Source organism: Microbulbifer mixtoriginis (SeqCode), assembly GCF_052467945.1.
Window position 1 is genome coordinate 154,642 of the sequence record NZ_CP174328.1, and the last position, 22,822, is coordinate 177,463.

The 22,822-nt window shown below is 53.2% G+C and carries 17 protein-coding genes; 4 read left to right on the forward strand and 13 right to left on the reverse strand.

All coding sequences use genetic code 11. The features are described 5' to 3' along the window. Nucleotides 1-25: 25 nt before the first annotated feature. Nucleotides 26-3,220 (reverse strand): efflux RND transporter permease subunit, encoded by a 3,195-nt coding sequence (locus tag ACJJIJ_RS00710; RefSeq protein ID WP_444938385.1) that lies wholly within the window; start codon nucleotides 3,218-3,220, stop codon nucleotides 26-28. 110 nt (nucleotides 3,221-3,330) lie between these two features. After that, nucleotides 3,331-4,473 carry an efflux RND transporter periplasmic adaptor subunit gene (locus ACJJIJ_RS00715; RefSeq protein WP_444899034.1) on the reverse strand — a complete coding sequence of 381 codons (1,143 nt, stop codon included), beginning with the start codon at nucleotides 4,471-4,473 and terminating at the stop codon, nucleotides 3,331-3,333. Nucleotides 4,474-4,850: 377 nt separating this feature from the next. Between ACJJIJ_RS00715 and ACJJIJ_RS00720 the strand changes: the two genes are divergently transcribed. Beyond that, the gene (locus tag ACJJIJ_RS00720; RefSeq protein ID WP_444888064.1) at nucleotides 4,851-5,813 is read left to right on the forward strand and encodes an AraC family transcriptional regulator; all 963 of its coding nucleotides are present in this window, start codon (nucleotides 4,851-4,853) and stop codon (nucleotides 5,811-5,813) included. On the opposite strand, the gene ACJJIJ_RS00725 is transcribed toward ACJJIJ_RS00720, so the two are convergent. The 9 genes from ACJJIJ_RS00725 to ACJJIJ_RS00765 form a co-directional block, all read right to left on the reverse strand. Further along, nucleotides 5,810-6,094, reverse strand: coding sequence for a hypothetical protein (locus ACJJIJ_RS00725; protein WP_444883830.1), 285 nt, complete (start codon nucleotides 6,092-6,094; stop codon nucleotides 5,810-5,812). The two genes, ACJJIJ_RS00720 and ACJJIJ_RS00725, sit on opposite strands and share 4 nt — an antisense overlap. A gap of 176 nt (nucleotides 6,095-6,270) precedes the next feature. Next, nucleotides 6,271-8,589 carry an immune inhibitor A domain-containing protein gene (locus ACJJIJ_RS00730; RefSeq protein WP_444938386.1) on the reverse strand — a complete coding sequence of 773 codons (2,319 nt, stop codon included), beginning with the start codon at nucleotides 8,587-8,589 and terminating at the stop codon, nucleotides 6,271-6,273. 309 nt (nucleotides 8,590-8,898) lie between these two features. Further along, nucleotides 8,899-10,221, reverse strand: coding sequence for a sensor histidine kinase (locus tag ACJJIJ_RS00735; RefSeq protein WP_252084651.1), 1,323 nt, complete (start codon nucleotides 10,219-10,221; stop codon nucleotides 8,899-8,901). Further along, a complete protein-coding gene (locus ACJJIJ_RS00740; RefSeq protein ID WP_444938387.1) occupies nucleotides 10,221-11,573 on the reverse strand; it encodes a sigma-54-dependent transcriptional regulator in 1,353 nt (450 codons plus the stop codon). Before ACJJIJ_RS00740 ends, ACJJIJ_RS00735 begins: the two co-directional genes overlap by 1 nt. A 114-nt stretch (nucleotides 11,574-11,687) precedes the next feature. Continuing rightward, entirely contained in the window at nucleotides 11,688-12,221 is a 534-nt protein-coding gene (locus tag ACJJIJ_RS00745) for a nuclear transport factor 2 family protein (protein WP_444903903.1), read from the reverse strand. Between the two features lie 71 nt (nucleotides 12,222-12,292). Continuing rightward, on the reverse strand, nucleotides 12,293-13,501 hold the full coding sequence (locus ACJJIJ_RS00750; protein WP_444938388.1) for an ABC transporter permease: 1,209 nt from the start codon (nucleotides 13,499-13,501) through the stop codon (nucleotides 12,293-12,295). A gap of 9 nt (nucleotides 13,502-13,510) precedes the next feature. After that, on the reverse strand, nucleotides 13,511-14,824 hold the full coding sequence (locus ACJJIJ_RS00755; RefSeq protein WP_444923374.1) for an ABC transporter permease: 1,314 nt from the start codon (nucleotides 14,822-14,824) through the stop codon (nucleotides 13,511-13,513). Between the two features lie 13 nt (nucleotides 14,825-14,837). Then, the gene (locus tag ACJJIJ_RS00760) at nucleotides 14,838-15,539 is read right to left on the reverse strand and encodes an ABC transporter ATP-binding protein (protein ID WP_444938389.1); all 702 of its coding nucleotides are present in this window, start codon (nucleotides 15,537-15,539) and stop codon (nucleotides 14,838-14,840) included. A gap of 97 nt (nucleotides 15,540-15,636) precedes the next feature. Then, on the reverse strand, nucleotides 15,637-16,917 hold the full coding sequence (locus ACJJIJ_RS00765) for an efflux RND transporter periplasmic adaptor subunit (protein ID WP_444938390.1): 1,281 nt from the start codon (nucleotides 16,915-16,917) through the stop codon (nucleotides 15,637-15,639). A 396-nt stretch (nucleotides 16,918-17,313) separates the two neighbouring features. On the opposite strand from ACJJIJ_RS00765, the gene ACJJIJ_RS00770 reads away from it, so the two are divergent. Together ACJJIJ_RS00770 and ACJJIJ_RS00775 are read left to right on the forward strand one after the other, a co-directional pair. Beyond that, nucleotides 17,314-18,819, forward strand: a complete 1,506-nt coding sequence (locus ACJJIJ_RS00770; protein ID WP_152451629.1) for a SulP family inorganic anion transporter — start codon at nucleotides 17,314-17,316, stop codon at nucleotides 18,817-18,819. Further along, a complete protein-coding gene (locus tag ACJJIJ_RS00775; RefSeq protein ID WP_444938391.1) occupies nucleotides 18,819-19,721 on the forward strand; it encodes a universal stress protein in 903 nt (300 codons plus the stop codon). The genes ACJJIJ_RS00770 and ACJJIJ_RS00775 overlap by 1 nt, the downstream gene beginning before the upstream one ends. A 25-nt stretch (nucleotides 19,722-19,746) precedes the next feature. On the opposite strand, the gene ACJJIJ_RS00780 is transcribed toward ACJJIJ_RS00775, so the two are convergent. After that, on the reverse strand, nucleotides 19,747-21,420 hold the full coding sequence (locus ACJJIJ_RS00780) for an aminotransferase class V-fold PLP-dependent enzyme (protein WP_444938392.1): 1,674 nt from the start codon (nucleotides 21,418-21,420) through the stop codon (nucleotides 19,747-19,749). A gap of 186 nt (nucleotides 21,421-21,606) precedes the next feature. On the opposite strand from ACJJIJ_RS00780, the gene ACJJIJ_RS00785 reads away from it, so the two are divergent. Continuing rightward, complete coding sequence (locus ACJJIJ_RS00785; protein WP_444883841.1) at nucleotides 21,607-22,083, forward strand: Lrp/AsnC family transcriptional regulator; 477 nt, start codon at nucleotides 21,607-21,609, stop codon at nucleotides 22,081-22,083. A gap of 4 nt (nucleotides 22,084-22,087) precedes the next feature. On the opposite strand, the gene ACJJIJ_RS00790 is transcribed toward ACJJIJ_RS00785, so the two are convergent. Then, complete coding sequence (locus tag ACJJIJ_RS00790) at nucleotides 22,088-22,798, reverse strand: DUF2238 domain-containing protein (protein ID WP_444938393.1); 711 nt, start codon at nucleotides 22,796-22,798, stop codon at nucleotides 22,088-22,090. Between the last annotated feature and the right edge of the window lie 24 nt (nucleotides 22,799-22,822).

The following is a 22,822-nucleotide window of genomic DNA, read 5'->3' on the forward strand; positions in this document are numbered from 1 at the left end:
GGGGGCTTGAAGTTGGGGGGTATTTCTAGCTATGCGTCGGTTGTTCCATTGAATCCTGAATCAGTGCTGGCTCATTAGTTTTTGTTGTGTTGGACAAGCTGCCACCGGCAAGTTTGCGCAGTGCAACATAAAACACTGGGGTCAGGAACAAGCCAAACAGGGTTACGCCAATCATGCCGGTAAATACGGTAATACCCATGGCGTTGCGCACTTCGGCACCGGCACCGCTGGCTAGTACCAGGGGAACCACGCCGGCAATAAAGGCTACGGAAGTCATAATGATTGGACGCAAACGCAGGCGACAGGCCTCCAAGGCTGCCTCTACGGTACCCTTGCCGTCCATTTCCAGCTCGCGGGCAAACTCCACAATTAGAATGGCGTTTTTACAGGCGAGCCCCATTAATACAACCAGCCCTACCTGAACAAATACATTGTTGTCGCCGCCAGTAGCCCAAACACCGAATAGTGCAGCCAACAGACACATGGGCACGATCAGAATAACCGCCAGCGGCATTACCCAGCTCTCATAGAGTGCGGCGAGTACTAGGAATACCAGCAGTACTGCTAGTGGAAATACCACCATAGCGGCGTTGCCCTGGTTAACCTGCTGGAAGCTGAGGTCGGTCCATTGAATCTGCATACCCGGAGGCAGGGCCTGGTCGGCTACCTGCTCAACCGCCGCCAGTGCTTCAGAGGAAGACAGCATGCTGGGATCGGATTGCCCCATCAAATCGGCTGCGGGATAGCCGTTGTAACGGATAACCGGGTCGGGTCCGTAGCTTTGGCGCAGGGTCACCATGGTGCTGATGGGCACCATCTCCCCATTCATATTGCGGGTGTAGAGATTGTCGAGATCTTGCACTTCATCGCGGAAAGGCGCATCTGCCTGGGCAACCACCTGGTAGGTACGACCGAACAGGTTGAAGTCGTTGATATACATGGAGCCGAAATACAGCTGCAGGGTGCCGAACAAGTCGTCCATGCGCACACCCTGGGCTTTGGCCTGCAGGCGGTCTACCTCGGCGTCCATCTGCGGCACATTGGCCTGGTAGGAGCTGAAGGGATAGCTGAGGCCGCTGGCTTGGCTCAAGGCCCCAGCCAGCATATTGGTGGCATTTTGCAGCTCACCGTAGCCGGCACCACGGCGGTCCTGGACATAGAGGGAGTAACCGGAGCCAGCGCCCAGCCCGAAGATGGGCGGTGGCATAAAGGTCATGGCGAAGCCTTCCTTGATCTGGGAGAGCTTGCCGTTTAGCTCCGCGGCGATTTCGGTGGCACTGCGTTCGCGCACATCGAAGTCGTCGAATAGGATAAATACCGTGCCCACGTTGGGGGTATTGGTGCCTTGCAGGGCGTTAAAGCCGACAAAAGCCGCGGCGTTGGCAACGCCCTCTGTTTCCAGAGCCAATTCACTCACGCGGCGCGCAACTTCTTCAGTGCGATCCAGGGAGGCTCCTTCCGGCAGGCGGATACTGCCCACCAGGTAGGTCTTATCCTGAACCGGAATAAAGCCTCCGGGCACCTGTTGGAACAGGGCGAAGGTACCGCCGAGCAATATCAGGTAGACCCCAAATACGATACCGCGGCGTTTGAGGCTGTGGCCCACCACCCGCTGGTAGCGTTCAGAGTTGCGCTGGAAGAAGCGGTTGAACGGGCGGAATAACCAGCCGAACAGGCGCTCGATAATGCGCGCGGGCATATCCGGCTTGGCACCGTGGGGCTTCAGCAGGGTAGCCGCCAGGGCCGGGGACAGGGTCAGGGAGTTGATCGCGGAGATAATGGTGGCGATGGCAATAGTGGTGGCGAACTGGCGGTAAAACTGGCCGGTGATGCCGTCCAGGAAGGCCATGGGCACAAACACTGCACAGAGCACCAAACTGATGGCGACAATTGGGCCGCTCACCTCGCGCATGGCCTGGTGGGCAGCGGCTAAGGGTGTCAGTCTCTCCTCGATATTGCGCTCGACGTTTTCCACCACCACGATGGCGTCATCCACCACGATACCGATGGCCAGTACCATGGCGAACAGGGTCAGGGTGTTGATCGAGAAGCCCAGCATCAGTAGCACCGCAAAGGTACCAACAATGGATACCGGCACGGCCAGGAGTGGAATCAGGGAGGCGCGCCAGGTCTGCAGGAACAGGATAACCACCAGCACTACCAACAATACCGCCTCAAGCAGGGTCTTGATCACAGAGCTGATGGAAGTGCTGACAAATACGGTTGGGTCGTAGGCAACTTTCCACTCCAGGCCTTCGGGGAACTGTTCTCCCAGTTCCGCCATCTTCTCGCGTACTGCAGCGGAGACTTCCAGGGAATTGGAGCCTGGAGACTGGAAAATCGGAATGGCGACCGCCTGGCGGCCGTTTAGTAAGGCGCGTAGAGAGTCTTGGGATGAGGCCAGTTCAACCCGCGCCACGTCACGCAATCGGGTGATTTCACCATCGCTGCCGGTCTTCAGTACCACATTGCCAAACTCTTCTTCGCTTTGCAGGCGGCCCTTGGCGTTGATAGAGATCAGGAAATCAGAGCCATTGGGCATCGGTGAGGCGCCGATCTGTCCGGCGGACACCTGCACATTTTGCTCACGCACTGAGCTGACGATATCCGCTGCAGTCACGCCCAGGGCCGCCGCTTTTTGCGGGTCTACCCACAGGCGCATGGCATAGTCTCCGGAGCCAAAGACCGCGGCGAGGCCCACGCCGGGAATACGCGACAGCTCATCGCGGATATGCAATACCGCATAGTTGCGAATATAGGTGGCATCGAGGCTGTCGTCTGGAGAGATCAGATGCACCGCCATCATCAGGTTGGGCGACTGCTTCTGCGTGGTTACCCCCTGGCGGCGTACGTCTTCCGGTAGACGGGGTAGTGCCTGGGATACCCGGTTTTGTACCTGAACCTGGGCCTGGTCTGGGTCGGTGCCCAGTTTAAAAGTGACATTCAAAGTGAGGGTGCCGTCACTGCCGGCCACCGACTTCATGTAGATCATGTTTTCCACACCATTGATGGCTTCTTCCAGTGGTGTGGCAACAGTTTCGGATATCGTCTTGGGGTTGGCACCAGGGTAGCGGGCACTTACTTGCACGCTGGGCGGTACAACCTCAGGATATTCACTGACTGGTAATGACGGGATGCTAATCAATCCCACTACAAAAATAATGATCGACAGCACCGAGGCAAAGATGGGCCTGTCGACAAAGAAACGGGAAAAATTCATACGCTGCTACCTGGGAAGCGGCTTTCAGGCCGCTCGGATTCCATTGATAGGATTCGTTGGGCGTTCGGTGCCCAAAACTCGGTGTCCAAAAGTAGTGGAAACACCTAGGCTCAGTGTCCGGCGGCCTGAGCGCTACTGCCTTGACCCTGCTGGGCGATCATCTCGGGTGCGACCGGCATGCCGGGGAAGAAGATCTTCTGGAGGCCGTTGACTACAATTCGTTCGCCAGTTTGAAGGCCGCTACGGATTACCGTGCGCTCCCCCTGCCGTGGGCCCAATTCTACCGGGCGACGTTCCGTCAAGTTCTCCTGCGTGACCACATAGACATAGCGGCGATCCTGGTCGGTGAGTACTGCCTTGCTATCGATCAGTACTGCCTGGGCCATTTCTTCGATAGGCATTTCCACGCGGGCGAACTGCCCTGGCTTAAATGTGCCTTTGGGGTTGGAGACTACCGCTCGGAACTGGATAGTGCCCGTGTGGCTGTTGAGGCGGTTGTCGATAAAATCCAACTGACCTTTATGCGGGTAGCCGTGTTCGCCTGCTAAGCCGATATGAACTGGGGGCCTGGCATCGCTGTTAAGTAGGTTGCGACTGGCGGCAAAAGTCTGCTCGTCACTTTCGAAATACACGTACATGGGATCTACAGACACCAGGGTGGTCAACAGGGTTGTATCCGCGTTGGCCAGATTGCCGCGGGTTATCTGGGCGCGGCTAACACGGCCACTAATAGGTGCTGTCACCTCGGTGTATTGCAGGTTGAGGCGCGCGTTTTCCACAGCGGCTTCGGCGGCATTCAGGGCTGCGTGCTTGGCATCCCGCGCGGCGATGCGGCGGTCGTATTCTTCTCGCGAGATGGCTTTACTGTCGAGCAGCTGCTGGGCGCGGCGGGCTTGCTTCGTATTGAATGCCAGTTCGCTGCGTACCCGCTGTAAATCCGCTTCAGCGGCACGCAGTTTGGCTTTGTAGGGGCGCTGATCGATAGTGAATAACACATCACCTCGCTCTACCAGGGCGCCTTCAGTGAAAGATACCTGGTCGATATACCCGCTGACACGGGGGCGTAGTTCAACGGTCTCCGGAGCGACAACGCGGCCGGTAAAACTGCGCCACAAAGTGGTTGCCTCGGTGCTAACCTGGGCAACTTCTACGGCCGGAGGGGGCGGTTGCTGCCCAGTGGGCTCTTCGCTACCGCAGCCAGCCAGGACCAGTGCGGAGAGGCCGAACAGTGTGGCGGTAAGTTTCTTCACCATAACGCGTGTACTCCCTTTGCTTCGGAAGAGAGGGGCCGTTTGGCACTCCTCTCAGTTGGGAGGCAACTTTAATAGGGCGCAATAGGGGGGCGATATCCGGTAACTATGGCTTGATTGCCTATTTCTATTTTTCTCAGTGAGGTGACAGTCTGAGAAAGACCTTTAAGTCAATCAATTAGTACTGTATATATAACTAGGTTTGCGAATCACTAATGAATTTATCACGGCTTTATACGGCAGGAGATTACGGTAAGTTATCTATTGCTGCACAGTAATTGCCCAATCCTGCAAAATCCTGCGAGAGTTGCCTAAAACTCCGTATACTGTCAGCCACCTTGTTTGATGCCGCCCAGGGCACGCGGGCGCGAGGAAAAACTATGAGTAGTGAAGAGAGAGCGGTAGCAGAAGTTATTCCGGCGGAGTTGGAGTCGACCAGGCAAAAACTGATCCAAACCCTGATGCGTCAGGCACCAGAGCAAGGCTTGACGGAGACTGAGCTGGATGGCTTGGCCTTGATTCGCTGCAATGAGCCGCTCGCCTGTGCCTCGTCAGTCTATACGCCTTCACTGAACTTTATTATCCAGGGCAGCAAAACCCTGGAGTTGGGGGATAGGGAAATTTCCTATATGCCCCTCAGTTATGTCGCAACTTCTGTACATTTGCCGATTTTGGGGCGAGTAGAGCGGGCCTCCAAGGATGTCCCCTTTCTTGGGGTAAAGTTGATTATTGACCCCAAAGAGGTGGCAGACCTGGTCCTGGAGCTAGGAGATAAGGCTCCCGGCATTGAAGCGGGCTATGACTGCCCGGAGGTCAGCTGCGGCCTCTGTGTAACACAAATGGATCAGGGCATTCTCGATGCAGTGAGCCGCTTAGTGCACTTGGCAGGAAATCCTACAGACGCGCAAATACTGGCGCCCATGGCGAGGCGGGAGATTATCTATCGGGCTCTGATGGGTGAGATCGGTGCGCGCATGCGCAAGTTTGCCATGGCGGACAGCCAGGCTAACCGGGTATCGCGGGTGATAGAGGTGCTTAAAGACCGCTTCTCCGAACCCCTGCGTATCAGCGATCTGGCCGAACAAGCCAATATGAGCGAGTCCTCTCTATATCACAGCTTCAAGCAGATAACCCGCATGTCGCCACTGCAGTTCCAAAAGAAACTGCGTCTGCACGAGGCACGCCGCCTGATGCTCTCAGAGGGGTTGGAAGCAGCTTCCGCCAGTTATCGGGTGGGCTACGAAAGCCCCTCCCATTTCAGCCGTGAATACAGCCGCATGTTCGGCCTACCGCCTCGCGCCGATGTCAGTAAGCTGCGCGGTGAGCTGCGAGTGCCAGCTTAGTCTGAAGTGGCATTGCCCTGTTTGAGAACAAATAGGCTACACCAGCCCTCGGGGCTGATATCGCCCTCCACCACTATGCAGGCATTGGGTGGTGTAAATAGCTGGCAGTCCACACACTTCTTACCATCTTTCGGTGTGTCCTGGTAATTGACCGATTCCTTGGTCGCCTTGATTTGGGCGCTGGCCCGATCAGTGGCGATTATGCTAACCGGAAGAATCGCCAGGGCACCGCCGGATAACTTAAGGAACCTTCTGCGGGAAATATTCTGATGTTTTTCCATTGGCAAAATTTCCAAAACGCTTTGCATTAGTCTTCAGAATTTCAGAGTAGCTCGGTTTGGAATTTCTGCTGGAGGGTTTGCATTGCTGCAGAAGGGAAACGAAATAAGAAGAAATCTTATTCGCTTATAAAAAAGGCGGCCATCTGGCCGCCTTTCAGATTTATCTCAAAACAGAATTACTTCTGAGAGATAAGGATTTTACCTACCGACTTGTCTCTGCTCTGCGTGACTACGCGAACTTTCAAACCGTAAGGGGTAATCGCGCGGCCGGCATCGGGGATCTCATCGCTGCTAAAGCTTCTGCGATCGTTGAATACCCGCTGGGGACGGTTGTGGATATCGGTCATGGTGATGCCGTAATCTTCCAGAAGATCCAGTGTCAGCCGCTGGGCCCAGTCGACACCAAATGTGGCATCGTGGATTTGGTAGCGAGTAGATGCAACGGAGTCATCGCTCCACTTCAGAACCTGCTGATCTGCATCGACTACGCCGAGGAAGCCATTACCGGGGTGGACACCTACCCAGTTGTTTTCATAGCTGGTGTCCGCATACCAAATCAGAAGACCCTCGTTATAGGTCAGCATTTGGCCGGCCACATTTATGTGTGCCAGACCTTGGTCTACACCGCGGTGGGTACGCCATTCCAACAGGTAGTAGTGGTCGTGGAGGTTGTAGCCGGGGTGGCGGCTGAAACCGGTCAGGCTGAAGTTGCCGTCGCTCTCCGCATCATCGAAGAGGGTGGCTTGGCCGTCGACATTGATGGTGATGTCATCGGCAAACAGGCCGGAGTTGGCTTCATAGGCATCGGTAATATAGGCGATGGACAGGTTGAACTGTTGGCCAGCGTAGGCACTCAGGTCAAATTCGGCATCGACCCAACCACTGGAGCTGCCGGTAATACCGAAGCCCGGGTTTTGCCCATTGGGGCTGGTCTCGGTGGTAATGTTACCGGGAATAGAGACGAAGCCCTCACCCAGGTCAACCATAACCGCACCGTAATCCCAATCCTGCTCAATGTCATACCAGGCCTTGAAGGTCAGGCTTGCGCTCTGAGCATCGGTCAGGTCGACAGGGATTACCATGGAGTTTTGCAGGTTGTTATCACTGCCACTGAAATAGGCGTACTCACCGCTGGTTGGTACGGTCACGACCACTTCCTTTTTGGGAAGGTCGATACGGATCGCATCGTTGTTGGTGCCCTTGTGTACCGCCTCGTCAAGCAGGAGCGGGATGCCGCGGCGGGGAATATCTTGCAGGGCGATGGTCTCACCGTGCAGCCAATTGCCGCCGTGGTTGGTTTGCAAATACTCCTTTGCCCAAGCAGAGAAACCCGTGGGTTCTGAGCCAGGGATAACACCGGCCCAGCTGCCGCTGGACATGATTGACCAGGAGGAGACGGGTTCACCGCGGCCGGAACCATCGGTGTCGTACTCGTCGGGTAGACCCAGGTCATGGCCGTACTCGTGACTGACAACACCTGCTGCTGCGTCGGCAGGCTGTACTGTGTAGTCGTAGGCCGCCATGGTGCCGCCCCAGTAATCCACTGACGCGGTAGTTCCCTCAATAGAGAAAACATCGCCGAGATTCCAGCGGTGCGCCCAGATCGCGTCTTCTCCCAGCTGGCCGCCACCAGCTTCTTCCCCCACTGAGGAATGGAAGATCATAATGTGGTCCACCAAGCCGTCGGCTTCCCAATAGTTGCCATCCCCATCCAGGTCGTAGCGGTCTTCGATATCGAAGTCAGCGAGGTTAACGCTGGGATCTGCTGCGGCAGCCTGCAGTGCTTCACGCACCAAAGCACGGGCATCGCCGTTTTCATTGTTACCATAGAAAGCTGCTGGCTGACTGGCAGTGTACCAACCTACTACTGCACCTTCGACGGAGTAGCTATTGCCGGATTGTTGCCAGTAGAACTGTTGCATAGACAGTAGGTTTTCACCCTGGGGGCCAGTAAAGCCCTGTTGGGAGAACAGCAGATCTGCATAGTGTTGTGCGGCATAGTCCTCGTAGTACATATCCGTTTCCCCTGGCTCAATGCTGTTGTGGGGGAAATCTGGGAAGTCCATCAAGATTGCGAGAACCTTCGCGGTACGCATTTCACCTTCATAGTTTTCGAGCTGAATGGGTGCCGGTGCATGGCCGATGCCATGGAAGCGCCCCTTGCCTTTACCACGCCCTAATCTGGGATGCTTGCCGCCACGGGCATGCTTCATCATTTGTACCGTTTCACTGGACAAATCCTGGGCCAGGTTCTGGCTTTTACTGGCACGTTCTTTCAGAAACTGGTGTAGAGTGCGCTCGGCTTCGCCAATGGATGCATTTTTACTAATTCGGCCTGAGCGCTTGAGCATGTCGATCAGCTTGGCTTCGTTGGCGATTACCAGGTCGAACTGATTGCCACCTTGTAGCTGAGGTGAGGGTGCAGCGTAACTGCTCGCAGCCATCAGGCTGAGAGCAAGCGCGCTGACGGGCAGCAGACTATTTACTTTTAGCATTGATCCCTTCTTTCATTTTTGTTTTAACAAAGAGCTCGGGAGATTTTTATAAATTTTAAGGGCACTTTGCCGGTGCATTACCCGAACCTTAAGGGCCGGCTGAACTATTCAGTAGCCCCATGTTGTTCAACGAAGTAAGAGGGAAGAGCCACAGCACTTTTTTTGTGATGGACTTGGTATTTTTTTACTCGGTTATTTACGTTGCTTTGCACTGAGATAGTGGGTGCACACTCTGGAATTATTTTTTTATCTTAATCCTTCTTGGAAGGCTTAATTTCTATTTTAATTGTTTAATTTAAATTTTTGCTATTAAGTTTCTTGCTCCCAGGGTAGCCATAGTGAGATTTGCAAGCCGCCACCGTTTCGGTTCATTAACTGAATGTGCCCTCCGTGTGCATCGACAATTTCTCTACAGAGGGCGAGGCCCAGGCCCACTCCCTGTTCTTTGGTAGAGAAAAATGGCAGCAGCGCTTGTTGCAACACTTTTTCACTCATGCCGCAACCACGGTCGGCAATAACCAGTTGTTGACCCAGGCCATCAGTGTGAATCGACAGTTCGATATCATTACTGCCGGAGCCTGCTTCACGGGAATTTTTGATTAAATTTAGTAGAGCTTGCTCAATTTGTACCGGATCAAAGTAGCCTGGTCGCTCTGGTAGTTCACCTTTTAAAATAAATTCCTGTAAGGGGGCTATGCGTTCTACAAGTTCTTGCCAGCTGACTAGTTCACAGCTTGGTGGGGGTAATTTGGCAAAGCTGGCATAGCCTTGGGTGAACTCAGTCAGGTGTTTGCAGCGCTCGGCAATAATATCGAACACCTTTCCAAGCGCTGCGGCTTTATCCGGTTTGGCGATCAGCATTTTTCCTGAGTGGGCCAGGGAGGAGATGGGGGCGAGGGAATTATTTAATTCATGGCTAATCAGGCGAATCACTTTTCTCCATACCTCTACTTCCGCCTTGGTGAGCTCCTTTGTCATCTCGCGCATAACAATCAGGCGGTGCTTGTGGGCGTTGAGTACAAATGTGCTGTTGCCAATATGCATGGAGTGGCTGCCATATTTATCCGTGTAATTAAACAGGCCGTTATCCCAATTTTGTATGGCGCTGGCAATTTCTTTCGGGCTGTTGGGCAGCAACTTTTGCAACAGTAAACCCTGAATAGGTTTCCCGCCATTGAGTAACTTTTTAGCGCTACTGTTGGAATAAATAATATGATCACTCTGGTCCACCAGGATCAAAGCCTGGGTAGAGCTTTGTATTACTGTATCCAGAAGTAATTCCCGCTGATAAATATGGGCGCGTTCGCGTCTGAGGTGTTCGCCGATATCATTGTATAAATTCGTGATCTTGCTCAGTTCAGTATCCCGGGGAGAGACCAGTGAAATAGAAAAGTCACCATCGCGAAAGTTGAGCAATCCACCCTGTAGGGATTTCAGGGTGGAGGTCAGGGGCTTTAGTGCCAGACGTATCAGGCTGATAAGAGTACAAATTCCCAGGATAAGGCCCAGGGTCCAGGAGAGACGGGCGTCCAAACCAATAAGGCTTAATAACCACGGCAGGCCGGCGGCGATGGCTAGAGCCAATATGGAGAAGGCGAGGATACGGCCTTCCAGAGAGAAATATTTCGACATCAATAGGGAATACCGTGTTTGTCCAGTCGGCGATACAGTGCCTGACGGCTCATGCCCAGTTCCCTGGCAGCTTGGGCGATAATGCCATTACAGCTGGCCAGCGTTTGCTGTAGGAGTTCGCGGCTGGGCTCGAAATGTACTTCGGCTCTGTCTATTGAGGCCTGTTTCGGCAGGGCAAGCAGTGCTTCATCTATCGTATCTCCACGGCAGAGAACCGAAGCGCGTTGCATCACGTTTTGCAGTTCACGCACATTGCCGGGCCACTGATAGCGGGTTAGGGCGGTCAACGCTTGGGGGGAGAGTTTTTTTGAACTGCCGTTATCCTGTAAAAAATTCATGGCCAACGGGGCTATATCCTCGGGGCGTTCACACAGAGGGGGCAGGCGCAACTCAATCACATTCAGGCGGTAGAACAGGTCCTGGCGAAAGCTGCCATTAGTGATGGCCTGGGGCAGATCGCTATTGGTGGCACTGATCACCCGAACCTTAACCTTGCGGGTTTGACTGCTACCGAGCCGCTGGAACTCGCCGGTTTGCAGTACGCGCAATAACTTCACCTGCCCACTGGCAGAAAGTTCGCCGATCTCATCGAGAAAGAGGGTGCCGCCATCGGCGGCCTCGAAACGTCCTTCACGGGCCTTATTACCAGCGCCGGTATAGGCGCCTGGCTCGGCACCAAATAGTTCTGCTTCCATCAGCTCTTCCGGTAGGGCGCCCACATTGATCTTTACAAAAGGTTCGTCACGTAGCATGGAATTGGCCTGCACAATTTCGGCAATTTTTTCCTTGCCGGCTCCATTGGGCCCTGTAATTAGAACTGGTACATCAGATTTGGCCACCTGCGTGGCCATCTCTAGCAGTTGTTGCATTTTATCGCTGCGGTAGATGATCTCGCGCAAGTCGAATTTATCCTGTAATTCACTGCGGGCATCGATGGCCTTTTGCTGGGAAGCTCGTTGCCGTTTTTGCAATTCACCGAGTTCAAGAAGATTATTGATGGTGGAAATCAGCTTGTTATCGTCCCAGGGTTTGCCCAGATAATCGGCAGCACCGGCGCGGACCAGCTCCACGGCCATTTCCAATTGCGTCCAGGCGGTCAAAAGAATGATGGGTAGATCTGGGTTAATTTCGCGAATGGCAAAAAACAATTCGCGTCCCTCCTCACCAGAGGTAGTATCCGAGGTGAAATTCATATCTTGGATCACCAGGCTGATATCCCGGTTTTCCCGCAACAGCTGCAGACCTGCCTGGGGGGTAATGGCGCAGAGAGGCTGTAGGTCGTGCAGTGACAACAGTATTTCTAGGGCTGAGACGATACCGCTGTTATCGTCGATAATGAGTATTTTATCCATAGGGCCAAGAGCCAGCTTGTAAGCTGAGCATTATGCAATGAGTGGGTATTAAGGGGGAACTGCAGCTAGGGCAATATGTGCCCCAGCGGAAGGCGTTCACCAAAGTGTTAGGAGTTATTGGCTATTGTTAGCAGGTTGGTGATCAAAGCTCAGCACCCTGGCGAGTTTCCATTGCCCATCTACCTTTTGCCAGAGATGGGTAAATTGTCCACTTTCACGCAGTACTTCTTTGTTGTTGGCGTGAATACCATAAAAATTATGCGTTCCGGTTTGGATCGCGCCGTAGTTGTTGATTGGAAATATCTTTACGCTTTTAGCAATTAACTCGCGGCGTGCCTTGATATCGCTGCCGGATTTTTGTCGTTCACACATCCCACTAATACCATCGAGAAACTCTTGCGCTGAGCTTGCGGTTTTTCCCCATTTATCGTGGTACATTTCCAAGTCTTCGGTTACAAGCTGGCTCAGTTTGTCGATGTCACAGCTGTTGAAAACTGCATCAAACAGTTGTGAATCCACAGTTGTGATTTCTTGTTCTAATTCCTTTGTGGCTTGAGGGCCGGCAACGACTGGGTGCTGCTCGGCAAGTGCTGTGGACATGAAAAGCGATATAGCTGTAAAACCTACAGCTCCAAAATAATTGCGCATAAAAAATCCTTCTATGTTTTCTTAAGAATAGTGGTCAGGCTATTAAGAAGGCTGACCACCAAGTCCAATCTTTATACACTTCGTGTTGCAGTCGCCGGGGAAATATTGGCAGCACGCAGTGCTGGTGCTAGAGCTGCAGCAAGACTGACAACCAGTACCAATAGAGCGCAGATAGTGAGTGGCAGCAGGGTTAATACCGGCTGGGAGTAATCGCGCACCATATATTGGTTGGCGATTAAGGCTGCGGCACTGCCCAGGGCAATACCAGTAGCGGCAATCAGGCTGTTTTCAATCAGAAAATAACGACTGATATTAGTGCGGGTTGCACCTAGTGCACGCCTTACGCCAATTTGTTTGGCCCGTTGATTAATCCAGAAGATTGTCAGGCCGACAATTCCCAGTGCTACGATAAAGCTGAGCATTGCTGCAACAACGGAGAGGACTTTAACCATCAAATTATCGATAGCGTAACTGCGGTCTACATGCTCAGATAGCGTCTTGACGGTGATTACTCGCTGGGGGTCTTGCTCATACAATTTTTCCGCAAGTATTTTAAGAGTCTCGTCTCGCTTTCCACTTTCTGTGCGTACCAAATATTTAGTATTACGTCTATTTTTAATTTCAGGAATAAAAATTACGTTACCGGCTTTTGACCAGTCAACCCAAGCGCCCAGGTGGCGCTCTACAACTCCAATAATTTCCATTGGTTCAGAGCTGGCTCCAGGGAAAACAGGCTTTCCTATTGGGTTTTGGTCTGGATAAAGGCTATTTGCCATTTGCTGAGTAATAATAACTACAGCGCTTTTATCAGACTCGTCGGAGTTATCCATGCTAACTTCATTTTCTGTGAAATTACGACCTGCGACCAGTTTGAGATCCATTGTGTTGATAAAGTGGGTATCAACAAAATAGTAATTGCTGCGCTCGCCACCGATTTCCTGATTAGGTTTATTGAAGTACTTAGAGGAAGAGCCAGACTGCGAGATCGGAATATGCTGGGTGTAGGAAGCATCTATAATGCCGGGAACTGTTCGTAGAAGATCCATATCGGCACGAACGGTTTCTTTGAAGTCATAGTCTTGGGGAATAGCCATCAAACCTACGGTAATGATGTTGTCTACATCTATTCCTGTGGGGCGACTTATCTTTTCAATCCTGTCATGAATAATAACTGCAGTATTACTAATAATTGCCAAGGTTAGTCCGAGCTGTAGAGCTATTAGTAGTGCGGAGATCTTGTTGCGCCAGAGGGCGGACAGCATGGGTTTTAGTTCAAGCATGGTTCGTCCTTACTGGGTTTTTAGATAAATGGAGGGATTGGTTTGGCTTATTCTTAAAGCAGGGTAGAAACCTGCCAATAAGCTGGCCATAAGTGCTAAACCGATAGCTGCGATCATCATGAGCCAGTCCATAGTCGGTAGCGTATCAATTTGTCCCATGGCAAGGTAACGGATGCCACTGAGACCTAAGATGGCAAGAAAAATGCCTGTTATACCGCCGATAATTCCGATGGTGGCACTTTCAATTAAGTGCTGAGTAAAAATGGCATTGCGACTGGCGCCCAGTGCGCGGCGCACGCCTGCTTCGGGAGCTTTACGCAAGAATTTGGCCAAGAGTAAGGCTACAGCATTAATAATACATACGAGTAGAAAGGCCAATGAGACCCAGCCCAGAACGCGGTTGTCATCACTGAGTACTTCGTTGAGCACTAGCCATTCCGAAGGTTTACTTAAGGCAAATTTAAGAGGCCTTTGAAAACGTCCCTGTAGTTTTTCCTGTTGAATATAAGCGGTTAAGAATTGTTCGTACTGCTCTTTTTGTTCGTGGTTGCTAAGTTCTACCCAGTATTGAACCCAAATATACTCGCTCTGCAGAAATTCATCATAGCTTTCAGGGTTGGAGTGGTCCCAACCATTAGTGTTACCCCAGCTATGCATTTCCAGCTTGCGGTGAAGACCAAAAGGCACAAAAAGGGACTCGACCTCTGCGAAAGGACTGTTATTTATATCGTAGACTTTGGGTGAGGGCTTCCAGGTATCAATAACGCCAATGACAGTATAAGGCAGGCTATTTAATACGACTGTTTTGCCTACACTGTTTTTCCCCGAGAATAATTTTTCATTAGTGGCTTTGGAAAGCACCACAACTTGCGTGGGCGAATTGTCGGCAGCCTGAGCCCAGGTACCGCCATAGATAAAAGGAACATCGAATAGGGCGAAGAAATCACGGGTGGTTACACGGGTGTTTGCGGTAAAAGGCCGGGTTGCAGAATCTTCCAGTTCCACGGTGAAACCATAGCGATGCATAGCCACTTGGTGGGTGGGAATATCGGAACGCAGCAGGGCCTCGGCATCTTTAAAGGTCAACTGCCAGGGAATTTCGTTGGCGCTATCGTAGGCTTTATTAACATCCCAGCCATCGAGTTGTACTGCGAAAAGTACGTCATCCTTATGCTCAAGAGCATTTTTTGACATCGTGTAGTTCAAAGTAAGCACTGTCATGGAGGCACCAACACCCACTGCGATGGCCGCGACCATTAGTGCGCTTAATATCGGTGTACTGCGCAGGCTGCGCAGTGCCAGGGAAATATAGTATCCAATCATTACTGCAGGCTCCTTAAGCAGTAGCGGCTTCAGGTTGCTTGGTGACCGGGCGCAGATCACACACTTGCCCATCCACAATCTGAATATTGCGATGCGCGCGGCGGGCCAGCTCGGGGTCGTGGGTGACCATCACGATAGTGGTGCCCCATTCATTGATAAACTCCAGAAGCTCCATAACCTGGCGCGCCATCAGGGAGTCGAGATTTCCGGTGGGCTCGTCCGCGAGCAGGAAGCGCGGTTCGCCGGCCAGGGCACGGGCGATGGCGATACGCTGCTGCTGGCCACCGGATAGCTGTGCTGGAAGGTGCTTGGCTCGGGCAGATAGACCTACTTGTTCCAGAACTTTTTCGATGCGTTTACGGCGCTCTTTAGCATTAAAGCCGCGATAGCGCAGAGGCACATCGATATTGTCGAATAGGTTGAGATCTGGAATCAGGTTGAATCCCTGAAAAATAAAACCGATTTTCTCGTTGCGCAGGAGGGAGCGCTGGCGGTCATTCAGGTTGCTGACATCTTCACCGTCCAGCAAATATTGGCCACCGGTTGGGGTTTCTAGTAGCCCTGCGATATTGAGAAAGGTGGTTTTACCGGAGCCGCTTGGACCGGTGACAGAGACAAATTCCCCTTCCTTTACTTCCAGGCTGAAGTCACGCAGGGCGTGGGTTTCTATGGTGTCTGTACGGAAACTCTTGCGGACGTTATGCATTTTAAGCATGGCGATATTCCTTGTTTATCACTGAATTTTTTAAATCTTTAATGAATCGCGGAAGCTGAGTGGGTGTAGCTTGCGCGTGCCGAATGTCTTGTTTGACCTATTCTTTCAGGGCAATCAGCTGCGCCGTATCCAATCCTTCGGAGGCGGAAATAATGATTTGATCGCCCTCTTGCAGGCCGGAAACAATTTCCACTTGCTTCAATCCCAGCGCGCCGACTTGAATGGCAACGCGCTCTGCCTGTTGTTGATCGTTGAGACGGAATGCAAAGCGGCCGCCGCTCTGATCCAGAAAGCCTCCACGTTTTACCAGCAACACATCATTGCGGTTCTCCAGCAGTACGCGAGCGGTGAGGCGCAGGTTCTGGCGCAGGTTTTGGGGTTGTCCCTCGCTAAAGCGCACCCGGGCGATGACTTGGCTGTCGATGACTTCAGGGGATATCGCGGTGATTTCGCCGGGCAGTTCCCGCCCTCCAAGGTTGATGGCCACGGCCATATTCAGACCCAGGTCGTCGGCGTAGTTTTCTGGCACGGCGGCTTCCAATTCGAAACTGGTGAGATCCACTACAGTGATCAGCGGTGAATTAGCGGGCACTGCACTGCGTTGGGTGACGGCGAGACTGCCGACAGTGCCATTCACTGGAGAGAGGATCTGCAGCTCGCGCACACGGCGCTCCAACTCCTCCACTTGCAGTTGTTGTTGTGATAGCTGCAGCTCCAGAGTCTGGGTTTCAAAGGTGAGGGACTCTTTCTCCAGCTCTGCATTTTGTACGGCCTGTTGGTATTCCAGCTGGGCGCGGGCCATTTCATCCTTGCTGCGCTCAAAGTCGAGCAGGGAGATAATCTGTTTCTCCATCGAGAGTTCGGAGCGCTTTAACTCCCTCTTAGCTGCAGTGAGATCGACTTTGGCCAGGTCGGCTTTTTGCTCGTTCTCCATCTGTTGGCGCTTGGCCTGGATTTTCTGCCGTTGCAGCTGCACACCGAGCTGGTTCAGTTGCGCCTTTTCCTGGGCCAGTTGGTTGGACAGCTCTGGGCTGTCGACGCTGGCGAGGATCTGACCGGCCTTTACGGTATCTCCGGCTTTCACGGAAAACTTCACGATACCTTGAGCGGGGCTGAACAGGGTGGGGCTGTTGGCGGCGACGACTTTGCCTTGAACCACCAGGTCGCGCACTAGATCACCGCGCTCCACTTGGGCGATATTGATCCTTGATAGAGATAGGGTGTTATCCACGGAGCTGGTGCTATGCCAGGCGCTGATACCCCAGGTGAGGAAAGCGGTGGCCAGGCCGAGGCCGAGGGTACTCTTAATTACTTTTGGATTCTTCCACAGCGGCACGGCTTCGATTTTTGTATCTTGCCTGGAAGTGTCTCTGATCATCTCGCTTTCCATTACTCTCTAATTGGGGCTTTTGCTTTTCCAACTTGGATGCAAAAAATTTTCTATTCGGATGCAAATCAAAAAAACTGGTTTTGCCGGGTATTCAGCAAGGGCTGTGCCAACTTTGAAATAATTGTTAACTCATTGAAAAATAAGGATTTTTTGAGTTATTGGTAGTGCGGGGCTTTTTCGGGGGTGTCCGCAAAAAGTGTCCGCTGTCCGCTTTGTCCGCTAGTGCTAAGGGGCCGGGGAAGATGAATAAAGCTAGGGCTGGGGAGACTGAAGGCGAAGGTCTATCCGCTGAATCTTTGGTCTGTAGTGGGGGTTTATGCGGGGGGACTGTGCATGTGGTAGAGTGCGCGGCCTTTTTTTGATCAATTCAAATTTATTGCGTTTATGTTCCTTCCATCGCTGCTCTCATCGACCAAAGCCGACTGGTTCGGCAATATACGTCGCGACGTTCTCGCAGGCCTGGTAGTGGCCCTGGCTCTTATTCCAGAGGCGATCGCCTTCTCTATTATTGCGGGGGTGGACCCCAGGGTTGGACTCTACGCCTCCTTCTGTATTGCCGTGGTGATCGCCTTTGTGGGTGGCCGGCCGGGTATGATTTCCGCGGCCACGGGTGCCATGGCACTGCTGATGGTGACGCTGGTGAAGGAGCACGGCTTGCAGTATCTGCTGGCGGCGACGCTGCTCACCGGGGTACTGCAGATTATTGCCGGTTACCTCAAGCTGGGCAGCCTGATGAGCTTTGTGTCCCGGGCGGTGGTGACCGGGTTTGTGAACGCCCTGGCCATTCTGATATTTATGGCGCAGATGCCCGAGTTGATCGGTGGCACCTGGGAGGTCTACGCCATGACCGCAGCGGGCCTGGGGATTATTTATCTTTTTCCCTATATTCCGGTGATTGGTAAAGCGGTGCCCTCACCGCTGGTGTGTATCCTACTGCTCACCGCAGTGGCCGTAACCATGGGGCTGGATATCCGTACCGTCGGCGATATGGGTGAACTGCCGGATACTCTGCCGATCTTCCTCTGGCCCGAAGTACCGCTGAATTTTGAAACCCTGCAGATTATCTTTCCTTATTCCGCTGGCCTGGCTGTGGTCGGTCTGCTGGAATCTCTGATGACGGCAACCATTGTCGACGACCTGACCGATACTAACAGCGATAAAAACCGCGAGTGTAAGGGGCAGGGGATCGCCAATATCGCTGCAGGCTCCCTCGGTGGTATGGCCGGTTGCGCCATGATTGGCCAGTCGGTAATCAACGTGAAGTCTGGCGGTCGCGGTAGACTCTCCACCCTGGTGGCCGGTATTGGCCTGTTGACCCTGGTGGTATTCCTCAGTGACTGGGTGGCGGTGATCCCTATGGCGGCCCTGGTGGCGGTCATGATCATGGTCTCTATCGGCACCTTTGATTGGAGCTCCATTCGCAACCTGAAACACTATCCGCTCTCCACCAATTTGGTCATGCTGGCCACTGTGATTGTGGTAGTGTGGACTCATAACCTGGCTTATGGTGTGTTTGTTGGAGTGTTGCTGGCCGCGCTATTTTTTGCCAACAAAGTCAGCCACTTTATGTATGTAAGCAGTAAACTGGACGAGGCGCAGAGTCGTCGTACCTATAAAGTGATTGGGCAGGTTTTCTTTAATTCCGCCGATAAATTCACCGCATCATTCAACTTCAAAGAAGTCGTGGATACGGTAGTGATCGACCTCAGCCGCGCACACTTCTGGGATATCTCCGCGGTGAACGCCCTAGACAAAGTTGTGCTGAAATTCCGTCGCGAGGGCGCCCAGGTAGAGCTGGTGGGACTTAACCAAGCCAGTGAGACAATCGTCGACCGGTTCGGCGTACATGATAAACCCGAGGAAATTGAACGGGTTCTTGGAGGACATTGATGGCCGTAAGCAACAGCGACAATAACAATAACTCCTTTGGTAATGGTGCTACACCGCCGTTGATACTCTCCTGTATCGACGGCTCCCATTACACCGGCGCAGTCTGTGATTATTCGGCCTGGCTGGCCGATAGCCTGGGTGCGCCGTTAAAGCTGTTGCATAACATCGAACGCAGTGAGGTCCCTGCGGTAACGGACTTCACTGGTAGCATCGGCCTCGGCAGCCAGGAAGAGTTACTGGAAGAGCTGACCGCGCTGGAGCAACAGCGCGCGCAGTTGCTGGTAAAACAGGGCAAACTGATGTTGCAGGCCGCGCGTACTCGCGTTGAGGCTGCTGGAGTGGAGCAGGTAATGAGCTGCCAGCGCCACGACAGCTTGCCCGAGTCCGTGGTGGAGCTTGAGGATTCGATTCGTGTGCTGGTGCTCGGTATTCGCGGTGAAGAGCACGCGGATTCTGACCAGGGCCTGGGTGCGCAATTGGAGACGGTGGTGCGTGCCCTGCACAAGCCGATTCTGGTGGTTAACCGGGAATTCCAGCCACCTAAGCGCATTATGCTCGCTTACGATGGTAGCGAAGCCGCGCGCAAGGCCCTGTCGCTGGTGGCAGAGAGCCCTCTGTTCCGGCAGATGTCCTGCCATCTGGTAAATGTGGGACCTGCGGATGTGGCGGAGAAGCTGCTGGCGCAGGCCAGCGCTGAGCTGGATACTGCGGGGCTGGCGGTTACAGCCAGCCACCTGGAGGGCAATCCGGTTGAAGCTTTGATTGCCTATCAGTCAGAACACCGGATTGACCTCACAGTGATGGGGGCCTTCAGCCACAATCGCCTGCGTGATCTGTTAATGGGGAGCATCACCGCCAAGATGCTGCTAAAAACCCGGCAACCCCTGCTGCTGTTGCGTTGATCATTGAAGCTCTGGGGTTGCGGCCTCAGAGTGCCAACGCTGCCTCCCTGGGGCTGGTGAACCAGCGCAGTGCTTCGGCATCTGCAGGTAGTGTTAATTCGCAGTAATGCGCCTCCGGCCGAGCTCGGCATAGTTCCTCCTCCGCGATAGCAAGGTAGTCGCTCAGGTTCCTTAGCGGTTGAGGCTCCTCTTCTTCGTTTATTGCCCCTGCGAAAAAATCCATCTCTGCCAAGCTGACAATTGGGCCGAGTTTTTCTTGCTGGAAGCGCCAGACTCCTTGAGCCGTGTCGAAGGCGTAATAGGGCAGCAGCCTCCAGCCGTGCTGTGCGACCAGGACAACTGCCTCTAGCAAGTATTCAAAGGTGCCTTCGTCGATAAAATAATTGAAATTCAGGCGCACCCAGCCGGGTCGTAGTAGTTTTTGCCCCTTTAGAATCTGTTCTTCCAGAGCGCGGCTGTGCTCCATATCAATGCCGAGCAGTGCGTGCCCATAGGGGCCGGCACAGGAGCAGCCACCGCGGGCCTGGATACCAAACAGATCATTGAGCAGTGCCACAACAAAACCGTAGTGCAAGTCCTTGCCCTGCCAGAGAATACGCAGTGAAGCGATGGAAAGGCGAGGTGCCTGCAGGTTGCCGAGAATTTCGATATTTTCTTCACGGGACCAGCGCTGCAGCGCTCGGTTGATAAACTGCTCTTCGCGTCTGGCAATTTCTTCTGTGCCCACCATCCCCTGCAGTTTGAAGACCATGCCGGCGCGAATGGACTCGACAATGGCGGGGGTGCCGCCCTCCTCACAGCGCTCCGGGTCCTCCAGGTAGCGGTGATCCTGCGGGGTAACATAGAGCACTGTGCCCCCGCCGGGAGTCGCCGGTACAGAATTTTTTAACAGCCGCTCGTGTACCACCAGGATACCGGGTGTACCCGGCCCGCCGACAAACTTGTGTGGCGAGATAAAGGCCGCGTCTTTATTCGCATCTTCACCATTGTCCCCAACTGCGCACATGTCGATCCCCACATAGGGTGCGGCAGCCGCATAGTCCCAGAAAGATAGGGCGTCGTAGCGGTGCAGCAGTTGGGTGACGGCCGTTACGTCGGTTTTAATGCCGGTCACATTGGAGGCGGCGGAAAAACTGCCGATCTTCACGGGACGCTCGGCGTAGGTCTGCAACATGGATTCCAGACCGTTTAGATCCAGCCCGCCTTGGCGATTCAGGGGAATAGAAACCAGTTCGACGATACTTTCCCGCCAGGGCAATTCATTGGAATGGTGCTCGTAGGGTCCGATAAAAACCACCGGCCGTTGTTGCGGAGGGATTTGCTCCAGTAGCTGGTGTCGCTTATCCAGGTCAGCCGGCAAACGCATGTTGAGGATATCGATCAGCTTGTTGATCGCAGCGGTGGCGCCAGAGCCACAAAAAATGACCTTGTGTTCGGGGCTTGCATTGACCGCACGGCGAATTTCTTCCCGCGCTTCCTCGCGCAGCGCACTAATCTGGGCACCGGTAAAGGAACTCTCGCTGTGGGTATTGGCGTAGTAGGGCAGTACCTGCTGACGGATGGCATCTTCGATAAACCTCAATGAACGACCGGAAGCGGTGTAATCGGCATAAACCAAAGGCCTCGGTCCAAAAGGAGTCGGAATCGGTGTGCGATCGCCGATAACAGATTCACGGATGTGCTTGATAAGAGTGGTCATGATTCTCTTCCCTGTTTTATAGGGGCACTCTAGGGCTTTGGGAGTGAAACAATGTGCCTATTTATGTTGTTTTTCAGCTCATTACCGAAGTTCTGTGCCGTAATTTTAAGCTTTTAGATTCTTTGTGTTGAATTCTGATGGTTAAGTGAGACGATGGGCCATTTGATGGCCAGAGTGGGGACAGGTATGGCAGCGGCACTTAACCGGCAAGATAAACAAATTCTCGAGTTATTGCAGCGGGATGCGACACTCTCTGTGGGGGATATTGCCGAGCAGGTAGGACTATCAAAATCCGCCTGTTGGCGGCGTATTAACAAGCTGGAGGAGGAGGGCGTGATTGCCGAACGGGTGACACTGCTGAACCCGCAGAAACTCAATCTGCCACTGACCGTATATATTTCCATTCGAACCAATCAGCACAATGATCATTGGGCTGCTCAGTTCGGTGAGTTGGTGCAAGGCATCGCCGAGATATTGGAGGTGCACCGTATGAGTGGGGACCTTGATTACCTGATCAAGGCGGTGGTTACCGATATGCCCGGTTACGACCGCCTTTATAAGGCGCTGATCAAAGCTGACCTATTCGATGTCAGTTCCAGTTTTGTGATGGAGACCATGAAACAGACTACCCGCCTGCCACTGACTTACGCAGGGACAGGCTGAAGGATTAATGGCTGTGCCGGTTGCGCCACCATTGCAGGAGTTTGGCTTCTCCTCTGGCCCTGTCCCCTTCAGGAACCCGCATACTACTGCGTATTTCTTTCCAAGTATTGGAGTTCAGCCACAAGTTTAGGGCCAGTACAATCAACATAGCGACTATGGCGCCTAGGCCCGCCAGCAACATATCCTTCTGCGCATCCCAAATATCCCCCTGTGAACCGAGAAAGGCGATGCCCAATTCCGGGGAAACTGTGCGCGCCGCTTGCCACTCGATAATTTCATAAATGGAGGACAGGGCGAAGGTGACATCCACCGGAAAGAAGTAAGCCCAGAAACCGTGCAAACCGGCGAGGCGGATCAATATCTCTCGTACCGGGTAGGCCAGTAATAAGCCAAAACTAAAATGCACCAACCGGTCGTACATATTGCGCTCGCTGCCGAGCCACTCTCCCATGGAGAAACCGAATGGTACCTCCGCGTAGGTGTAGTGGGAGCCGATTACATGCAGGCACATAAACAGGGTGATTAGCGTGTAGGAAACCCTGGATAGAGGAAATACCCGGGCGCTGAGTAAAATAACGGGAAGGGCTGCAAAGACCAGGTAGTTTTCCAGCAACCAGTCATCCGGATGTAGGGGCTGCCAGGCGGACCAACCCCAAGTAAAGGCGAAAACGCTCAGTAGTACCAAGCGGTACCAGTGTTGGCGAAGGGTGGACATAACTGCAGAAACCCCATTACAGAC